Annotated in this window: 10 protein-coding genes; 2 read left to right on the top strand and 8 right to left on the bottom strand. The window is 47.1% G+C overall.

The genetic code is table 11. The annotated features are described in order from the left end of the window. The 8 genes from rpsI to AC3A8L_RS01255 form a co-directional block, all read right to left on the bottom strand. On the bottom strand, positions 1-109 hold a 109-nt coding region (gene rpsI, locus AC3A8L_RS01220; protein WP_487960450.1), incomplete at its 3' end, for a 30S ribosomal protein S9. A 12-nt stretch (positions 110-121) separates the two neighbouring features. After that, entirely contained in the window at positions 122-550 is a 429-nt protein-coding gene (gene rplM, locus AC3A8L_RS01225) for a 50S ribosomal protein L13 (protein ID WP_487960390.1), read from the bottom strand. A gap of 239 nt (positions 551-789) precedes the next feature. Next, positions 790-1,899, bottom strand: a complete 1,110-nt coding sequence (zapE, locus tag AC3A8L_RS01230) for a cell division protein ZapE (protein ID WP_487960391.1) — start codon at positions 1,897-1,899, stop codon at positions 790-792. Between the two features lie 100 nt (positions 1,900-1,999). Further along, positions 2,000-3,871 carry a hypothetical protein gene (locus AC3A8L_RS01235; RefSeq protein ID WP_487960392.1) on the bottom strand — a complete coding sequence of 624 codons (1,872 nt, stop codon included), beginning with the start codon at positions 3,869-3,871 and terminating at the stop codon, positions 2,000-2,002. A 228-nt stretch (positions 3,872-4,099) separates the two neighbouring features. Beyond that, the gene (gene hisG / locus AC3A8L_RS01240) at positions 4,100-4,738 is read right to left on the bottom strand and encodes an ATP phosphoribosyltransferase (protein ID WP_487960393.1); all 639 of its coding nucleotides are present in this window, start codon (positions 4,736-4,738) and stop codon (positions 4,100-4,102) included. Positions 4,739-4,827: 89 nt separating this feature from the next. Continuing rightward, entirely contained in the window at positions 4,828-6,093 is a 1,266-nt protein-coding gene (gene murA, locus AC3A8L_RS01245) for a UDP-N-acetylglucosamine 1-carboxyvinyltransferase (RefSeq protein ID WP_487960394.1), read from the bottom strand. Positions 6,094-6,117: 24 nt separating this feature from the next. Next, entirely contained in the window at positions 6,118-6,357 is a 240-nt protein-coding gene (locus tag AC3A8L_RS01250; RefSeq protein ID WP_487960395.1) for a BolA family protein, read from the bottom strand. Between the two features lie 156 nt (positions 6,358-6,513). Next, entirely contained in the window at positions 6,514-7,149 is a 636-nt protein-coding gene (locus AC3A8L_RS01255) for an MlaC/ttg2D family ABC transporter substrate-binding protein (protein WP_487960396.1), read from the bottom strand. Between the two features lie 299 nt (positions 7,150-7,448). Between AC3A8L_RS01255 and AC3A8L_RS01260 the strand changes: the two genes are divergently transcribed. Beyond that, a complete protein-coding gene (locus AC3A8L_RS01260) occupies positions 7,449-8,435 on the top strand; it encodes a calcium/sodium antiporter (protein ID WP_487960397.1) in 987 nt (328 codons plus the stop codon). 82 nt (positions 8,436-8,517) lie between these two features. Next, the coding region (locus tag AC3A8L_RS01265; RefSeq protein ID WP_487960398.1) for a KpsF/GutQ family sugar-phosphate isomerase at positions 8,518-9,155 on the top strand (638 nt) is incomplete at its 3' end.

Here is a 9,155-nt window from a genome sequence, read left to right on the forward strand (position 1 = left end):
CGTCCAAGCTCTTACCGTTAACAGCAATAACGCCGCTACCTTGAGTGATGAATACACGTGCGGTCGAAGTTTTACGACGACCCGTACCGTAGAATTGTTCAGCAGACATAATCAGCTTCCGTTAAATGTTAAGCGCTTTGGGTTGTTGGGCTGAATGCGGGTGAGACTCACCAGCATAAACTTTCAGCTTCCTGTACATCGCACGACCTAACGGGCCTTTAGGCAACATGCCCTTAACCGCGATTTGGACTGGACTTTCAGGGGCTTTTGCCATTAACTTTTCAAAGCTGATTGACTTGATGCCACCGATGTAACCGGTGTGGTGATAGTACATTTTATCTTTTGCTTTCTTACCCGTCACATGGACTTTATCGGCATTGATTACAACAATGTAATCGCCGGTGTCCACGTGAGGAGTAAATTCTGGCTTGTGCTTACCGCGTAAACGGTGCGCAATCTCAGAGGACATGCGTCCAAGAGTTTTGCCAGTTGCATCGATAACGTACCAGTCACGTTTTACTGTTTCAGGTTTGGCACTGTATGTCTTCATGTTTTAGGCCTTCAAACGTATGGGTACAAATTTAGAACTCAGTAACACAATAATATTACCAAGCGTAACGAGAGGTTTAGGCGCCATCCAAAACACCACCTCCAAGCTTTGACTAGCCAAAGACTCACCAAAGTAAGCAGCGCATCCAGCGCCACAGACTGTTCATTGAACAGTCAAAAAAGGAGCGCGGATTCTATAGGAACCAAAAACAAAAGACAAGACAATTAAACAAAAATCGACTAGGGCTTGTGCGGTCGAGCCAAATACTCCTCGCTTTGCATTTCCAGCAAGCGGCTTTGTGTGCGCTGAAACTCAAAGGATAATCTACCATCATTACTATAAAGCTGATCTATTGGCTGCTCAGCGGATAGAACCAACTTTACCGCCCGATCATAAAACTCATCCACCAGGTAAATAAAGCGGCGCGCCTGATCATCATTCCCCACGCCCAACTGAGGCAACTCCGACACAATCACTGCATGAAACTCCCTTGCTATCTCTATATAGTCTCGCTGGGAGCGCGGCCCGTCACACAGCGCGTTAAAGGTAAACCAGGCAACATCTTCAGCGATCTGCACAGCTTTTATCGGCCTACCCTCAATCATAATTACCGGTGCTTCCTCTGCTTTAACAGCGTCTGGCGCTAAACGATTAAAGATGGACAATAGCGCCGACAACGAAACCTCATTATGCGGCGTGTAATATAAAGAGGCCTGCTTAAGGGCGCGCAAGCGATAATCGACTCCGCCATCTACATTTAACACGTCGGTATTTTTAAGCAATAAGCCGATAGCAGGCAAAAAGTTATCGCGCTGCAAGCCGTCTTTATATAAACCTTGAGGCTCGATATTAGACGTTGCAATCAAACACACACCTTTTGCAAAAAGCGCATCCAGTAGGCCAGCCAAAAGCATAGCGTCGGTGATATCGGTAACAAAAAACTCGTCAAAGCATATTACCTTTGCTTCATTCGAAATTTTCTCAGCGACTAGCAAAAGTGGGTTTTTCTGACCACCAAGCTCGGCAAGCTCCTGATGAATGCGGCGCATAAAGCGGTGAAAGTGTGTACGCATCTTTTGCTCAAACGGCAACGCATCAAAAAACACGTCCATCAAGTAAGTCTTCCCGCGCCCTACCCCACCCCACATATACAAGCCTTTTACAAAAGCGGGCCGCTTACCGATAGCGTGTTGCCACCAACTCAATTTAGGCCGAGCCAGCAAGCAATCATAAACAAACTGCAAAGCCTCCACGGCAGCGGCCTGCTCAGGGTCCGACGTGAATCCATCTAACGACAGATCTTGATGATAACGCTGAGTAGGTGTAAGTAATGAATGAGGATTCGACACAACATCTGCCTTGCAACAAAAAGTAAGTTGAATTGTAAAGCACTGCGCCATAAACGCAAAAAGCCGCGCAATGCGCGGCTTTTTGCTTGAGTCAATCGACTTAGTTGCAACCAATAGGATTTGATGAGACGACTAGATTGTCAACTATCGCCGAACCTGCACCACCACCATAACCTATTAAAATCGACTGAATATCAAACGTACGACGTGAATCCGGCCAGCTTGTATCAAAACCAGATAATCCATCGTTATCTATCTCTAAGCCCGTAACCTCATTACCGTCAGCCCAAAATTTGATAACCTTATTGATTTTATCGACCATAACCTCATAACAAGCCCACGTCTCATATTCAAATTTAACCGTCGCATTTTTAATTTGCTGAGAACGGACAGGATCACCATCGTAAATATCTGGAGAGTTAGGGTCTCCATCTCCAACATTCCACGCCAACAAATCTTTAACCTGCTGTTGATCTCCAATTCGTATACGCATAGAAGACCCAATATCTGCACTTCTCGCAGTGGGCTCAAGCAAAGTAAACCAACGCAAATTTCCCGAGGTTGGCGTCACGTTGACATCATACTTGACGTAAATTTTATCCATCGACCCAATATTTGGTGCGCCAACCCACCCAGTACAGTGGCCCGCGGTAGAAACGACCTTCACTGCTTGACCAGAGCGCCCCTGAACAAGCGAAAACTGAGGCTGATTACCAGGATCGCTGCAATCAGATTTCACAATTTTCAACGACTCTGGCACACTCACTAAGCTGTCAAAATCATTGCAATACTGAGCGCCATTACACCCCTCACCAGCTACGGGCGCACTACTATTCAACCCACCAGCCGAAGAAGACTGGCCACCACCCCCAGACTCTTCATACCGCACTTCAAAAGTCCGAATGGAAATATTCACCTCTTTGAAGTCTTCTTCAGGCTTATTATCTAAACTCGGCCAAGCCTCATAACCATAGATATTACGAACCACGCTTCCATAAGTTTCAGCGGGGCCAGAGCCTTTCGTTTCTGGGTTCAAATATATTGTTGCAGCGTTAGCACTATTAGCATTAGACAAAGAGACGGCTTCTTTAACCCAAGGCGCACCAGTCCAAAAATAGAGATCATCCTTTTGTATCGTCACACGAACCCACTGATCAGCATAAACATCCTGATCAACCTCGAAATACACTTCACCACGAGTACTATTATCGTTAGCATCAGGGTTATTTAAGGTTAAACCGAAAGCAACTTTACCTCCATCTAAATTAGTGACTCCACCCTGCCCTGATAAAGTCGCACCGTAAAGACTCCCTAAATCAGATACCGACGGAACATCCGTCTTATTACTATTAATTCTTAACTCAATAACGATACTTTTTATGTCGCCCACAGAGCGGTTTAAACCCGTATTGAATCCATTGGAGTGCTGACCATCTGTATCACGAAGCTTTTTAAGCCAGGTACCCGTATGTATTGAGCGGTTATTACAGTTCGAATCCTGAGAAATTCGGTTATTACCAAGATTATAATCAGCGCCGACACTCAACCCCGAAAGGTTATCGTACTCGCTAGAGCCATAGTTTTTTGCAAAGAAACCATTAGCAAAGCCACCACTGCCATCAAAAAAGGTGGTTGCACTCCCAGTGTAATCATCAGGATCGGTGCAACCAATTTTTTCAATGGTGTAAGGAAAATCTTGAGCCGCTACCGAAGAGCTACTAACGGCACCTGAAGAACTTGCAGGAATTGAAGAAACAGGTGCAGAACTACTTGAAACCTCACTAGAAGAGCTAACTAATTGAACACTAGACGAGCTTTCAACAGCAATAGAGCTTGAGAATTCCACTGCGCTGCTAGAGTCAATCGGCGGATCATCAACTGCAACACAGGCAGATAAACCCACTGAAGCTACAGCGACCAGTGTTGTGCGCCAATTTGTTGCTATGAAATGTTTAAGAGTAGTACTCGGCATAAATTTCCCTCCAACGAGACAATACATCGTTAAATTAGACGACAAACAAAAACAATAACCAAAAGGTATGCAATTTTTGCTGACTCAAAAGAGGGGCATCATAAGTAAACACCCGCGAACACTCAAGGACGCAGGTATCAAAGCGAGGGATTGAACTGGATTTGGGCGCCAAACCACCAGCATTTTAACGATAATGGCGCATAAAATTTGTATATAGGAATACAGGCGCTAAACGATTAATTCTCCTACCGCCGATGCCACTGCATCGATCAAGGCATCAATCTGATGGTGCTTCATTTTCATGCTGGCTTTATTCACAATAAGGCGTGAACTCACTGTAGCAATTTCTTCCCGCGCCTCCAAGCCATTGGCGATCAAGGTATTACCGGTATCCACAATATCGACAATCTCATCCGCCAAACCCAGAACCGGAGCCAATTCCATTGCACCATACAGTTTGATCACATCAACCTGACGCCCTTGCTCTGCATAATAACGCTTAGCAATATTGACGAATTTGGTCGCTATTTTTAAGCGACCTTTAGGTAGTACCTGCCCTTTCATGCCTGCAGTCATCAAACGACAACGCGCAATATTAAGGTCAAGAGGCTCGTAAAAACTGTTTCCGCCGTGCTCCATCAACATATCTTTACCCGATACACCAACATCTGCAGCGCCAAACTCAACGTAAGTCGGTACATCTACACCGCGCAAAATTAAAAAACGTACATCGGGGGACGTCGTCTCAAACGTTAACTTTCGGCTTTTACTAATATCTTCTAAGGGCTCAATGCCTGCAGCTGCAAATAACGGCAGTGTTTCTTTTAAAATGCGCCCTTTCGTGAGCGCAATCGTCAACTGTGACATAACATCCTCAAATAGGGAAAACCCTACGATTTAATTTCTACAGACTAAAAGCGCTTCAACTACCGTGTAGCATTACACGCATGCAACGGCTAACCTTCAACAACACGGCGAATGGTCCCGCCCAAAGCCCTAACCTTTTCTTCAATACACTCATAACCGCGATCGATATGGTAAATACGATCCACCAAGGTATCACCATCAGCTACCAAACCGGCAATCACTAAACTTGCCGATGCCCGCAAATCACTCGCCATGACGGGAGCCGCCTTCAATCGCTCAACACCTCGAATAATGCAAGTATTACCCTCCAAGGTGATATTGGCACCCATGCGATTTAACTCATGCACCTGAATCAAACGGTTTTCGAAAATGGTCTCAACCACAGTTGATGTGCCCTCAGCCACAGCATTCATTGCCGTAAACTGGGACTGCATATCCGTAGGGAACGCCGGATAGGGTGCCGTTTTTAAACTCACCGCTTTTGGCCGCTGCCCTTTCATGTCTAACTCGATCCAGTCATCACCCGAAGTGATATGTGCACCAGCTTCTTCCAGTTTCATAAGCACAGCATCAAGGATATTGGCTTGAGTATCGCGTAAACGAATGCGGCCACGCGTAGCCGCTGCGGCAACAAGGTAAGTCCCTGTTTCGATTCGGTCAGGCATAACTGAATAACTACAACCCTCTAAACGCTCAACGCCATGTACAGTTAAGCGATCAGAACCTATGCCCTCAATTTTTGCTCCCATCGCCACCAAAAAGTTAGCAAGGTCAACAATCTCAGGCTCTCGCGCAGCGTTTTCAAGCACTGTTTTACCTTTCGCCAGCGTGGCAGCCATCAACAAGTTCTCGGTGCCGCCTACAGTCACCACATCCATGAAAATGTGAGCACCTTTAAGGCCCTCTGGAGCACGAGCGCGAATATAACCGCCATCCACTTCAATCGTCGCGCCCATTGCTTCCAACCCTTTCAGGTGAATATCAACGGGGCGACTACCGATTGCGCAGCCACCAGGAAAGGAAACGTCCGCCTTGCCGAATCGAGCCAGCATAGGGCCAAGCACTAAAATAGAAGCGCGCATGGTACGAACAAGATCGTACGGTGCCTCATATTCAGTCATGGTGCTCACATCGATCTCGACCGTCATACGCTCGGTAATCGTAATGCCAACCCCCATACAACGCAGCAGAGCCAACATCGTAGTAACATCATTCAAATGGGGAAGGTTAAACAAATGCACAGGCGTCTCTGCCAATAGCGTTGCCGCCATAATCGGTAGCGCAGCATTTTTAGAACCAGAAATACGAATTTCACCGCTGAGGCTTCCGCCCCCGGTAATCAATAGTTTATCCATGAAGGGTATCCGAGCATTACGCCCTTATGCTTGAGAAGGCCGCTCGGCGGGTGTGTAGGTTTTCATATGCACAGCGTGGATTTCACCGCTGGCAATAACATCTTGTAAGGCGCCGTAGACCAACTGCTGTCGCTTTACGGCATTCAAACCGTCAAATGCCTCACTCACAACAACCAAGTGCACATGGCTGCCGTCAACCTTAACTTCAACATCACAGTTGGCGATCGCTTGATCGATTAGCGCCTTTACATTTTCAACTTGCATAAATCACCCTTCCAGTAACGCCGCTAACCACATTGCTAATACCTCAGTCAGTAAAAGCCTGTTAGCGCTCGCAAAAACGCGCTAGTTTAATCAAAACCAGCGCATCATGCATCTACGCGATACAGAGAAAGTGAGATTAGACTCATCAACGGCAAATTAGCTCGCCGATTTACCCCACCCAGCGACCACTTTATCAATCTTGTTATTGTGCTGACGCATCGCTTGCGCAAACTGATCCCTGAAGCTTTTACCTAAGTTAATCCCATTCAGCACAACGTTGATAAGCTTCCACTCTCCACTTTTACTTCGCGCCATAGTGTAGGAAACCACGTGAATACCATCCTTGCTTTTAACCTCTTGAATCACTTCAACTTTACGCTGACCATCGATTTTGGCATCAGGAGGAATAACCGCTATATCAAAGTCGGAATAGTTCGCCATACCCTTAGCAAAGGTCTCAACCATCGTCGCTTTAAAAACAGCTGCAAAGGCTTCTCTTTGAGATTCACTCGCCTCGGTGTAGTGGTTGGCCATAACAACTTTAGCAATGTAATCAAACGCTACAACCGACTCCAACAGCGCCGAGACCTTGCCATAATAGGCATCGGGGTCACGTTTTAAGAGATCTTTACTGCTATTTATGAACGCAACCGTTTCTTCGGTCACACCGCTGACAACCTCATGCGCCGTGAGCGGTTGCGCTTCCACTTTAGCGGCCGATTGAGCGAAACCCAAACTACTCCAGAGACACGCTGCCACAATTAATAAAGACCGAGACCATACCGCCGCCATTTACCTTCTCCTGATTCCAATTAAAAATATAAGTCACTAAGACTAAATAGTTTACCCCATTTAATCTGAACACAACCCAAACGCGCGCATTGGAACACATCTTAAATGCAAAGTTTACTCACATTTAAAAAAAGGGGGGTTAGAGCAAAGCAAGCCCAAAATAGGATTGGCGGCGATGGCTTGCACGCCCTGCTCTTTAAGGATTTTTGCGGTTTGCATTTTGAGTAGCTGACATTAGATCCCGTCACCAGTAACATGTGCGCCCATTCAATCGTGTTATTCAGCCCAGGAGCATAGACATGCCAGAATTACTGCCCGCCGCGCTTGCCATTCTCGCGGGTTTTATTGGTTTAGTCTGGAGCGCTGATCGCTTTGTGGGCGCCAGCGCGTCCATTGCCAAGCTTGCAGGGCTATCGCCGTTAATTATTGGTTTAACCATTGTATCGCTTGGCACTTCGGCGCCCGAAATCATGGTTTCCGTTAGCGCAGCACTAAAGGGCGCTGGCGACCTTGCCGTCGGTAATGCACTAGGTTCAAACTTAGCCAACATTGGCATGGTCCTAGGCGTAACAGCACTCATCGCCCGCCTACCCATACAAAAGCACTTACTGACCTGCGAACTACCCGTATTACTTGTTGTTACTGCCGCTGCGGGCTTTGTTTTATACGATGCCAAGCTTACCTTCATCGACGGCATTATCCTCGCTGGGCTACTCATCCCCGTCATGCTATTTATTATTCGCGCTAAAACACGCGGCCTTACGCCAGGTGAAGTTGTCGCCGAGGAAGAAGAAATACCTGAAATGTCAAAAGGCCGCGCAACGCTGTGGTTTGTCATTGGCTTAGCGGTATTAATTGGCAGCGCCGAGCTTCTCGTCTTCGGGGCAGAAACCACCGCACTCGCGTTCGGCGTAAGCCCGCTAATTGTCGGCTTAACGGTTATTGCCATAGGCACTAGCCTGCCCGAATTAGCCGCATCGGTTATGAGCGCCCTTAAAGGTCATCACGATATTGCACTGGGCAATATCATTGGTTCCAACATTTTCAATTTATTAGCCGTAATGGCTGTACCTGGACTTATTCAAACCACGAATATAGATCCAGCAGCATTTTATCGAGATTATGCCAGCATGGCAGGGCTCACTGTACTTCTAGCGCTCGGAATGGCAGCCGCTTACTGGCTTCGCTCAGACAAAAGTAAAGCCGGTATCGGCTGGCCCTTTGGGCTAGCAATGATAGGCCTTTATGCCGGCTACTATGTAATACTGTACCAAACAACCACTTAATTTTCGTGATATTGCCACACACCATAACGAGTAATATCACGACGGCACCGCTAACTTGCACCGACAAATACCCTGATACCCTATGAGCAATAAAACCACACCGCAGCAATTTATCGACGCCGGAAAAAGCACGGTAAACATAGAACAAAATGCGGTTAATGCACTGGCGCTTAAAATCGATGACAGCTTTGCTCAAGCCTGCGAGCGCCTTTTTCACTGCAAAGGCCGCGTTGTGGTCATGGGCGTTGGCAAGTCTGGGCATGTAGGAAAAAAAATCGCTGCAACATTTGCTAGCACCGGAACACCCGCATTTTTTGTTCACCCCGGAGAGGCAGGCCACGGTGATCTAGGCATGATAACCCGCGACGACATTGTTTTAACCTTATCTAATTCCGGTAATTCCGCTGAAATTTTAGCCCTCCTACCCGCACTAAAACGCCAAGGTATTGCAGTGATTAGCATGGTCGGCAATACCGACTCCGCTTTAGCAAAAGGTGCCGATATCGTATTAGACGCCAGCGTAGAGAAAGAAGCCTGCCCCTTAAATTTAGCACCCACCGCCAGCACAACAGTGGCAATGGTAATGGGAGATGCCCTCGCGGTTGCACTCCTAGAAGCTAGGCAGTTTACGCGCGATGATTTTGCTCGCTCACACCCTGGTGGCACCTTAGGGCGCCGCCTGTTATTACGCGTCCAAGATGTAATGCGCAGTGACGGCGA

This window comes from Marinagarivorans sp. (assembly GCF_982758155.1).

Excerpts from the sequence above, each read along its gene's own strand:
- rplM (WP_487960390.1), bottom strand. The coding sequence starts at position 550 with ATGAAGACATACAGTGCCAAACCTGAAACAGTAAAACGTGACTGGTAC.
- AC3A8L_RS01235 (WP_487960392.1), bottom strand. The coding sequence starts at position 3,871 with ATGCCGAGTACTACTCTTAAACATTTCATAGCAACAAATTGGCGCACA.
- hisG (WP_487960393.1), bottom strand. The coding sequence starts at position 4,738 with ATGTCACAGTTGACGATTGCGCTCACGAAAGGGCGCATTTTAAAAGAA.
- murA (WP_487960394.1), bottom strand. The coding sequence starts at position 6,093 with ATGGATAAACTATTGATTACCGGGGGCGGAAGCCTCAGCGGTGAAATT.
- AC3A8L_RS01250 (WP_487960395.1), bottom strand. The coding sequence starts at position 6,357 with ATGCAAGTTGAAAATGTAAAGGCGCTAATCGATCAAGCGATCGCCAAC.
- AC3A8L_RS01255 (WP_487960396.1), bottom strand. The coding sequence starts at position 7,149 with ATGGCGGCGGTATGGTCTCGGTCTTTATTAATTGTGGCAGCGTGTCTC.
- AC3A8L_RS01260 (WP_487960397.1), top strand. The coding sequence starts at position 7,449 with ATGCCAGAATTACTGCCCGCCGCGCTTGCCATTCTCGCGGGTTTTATT.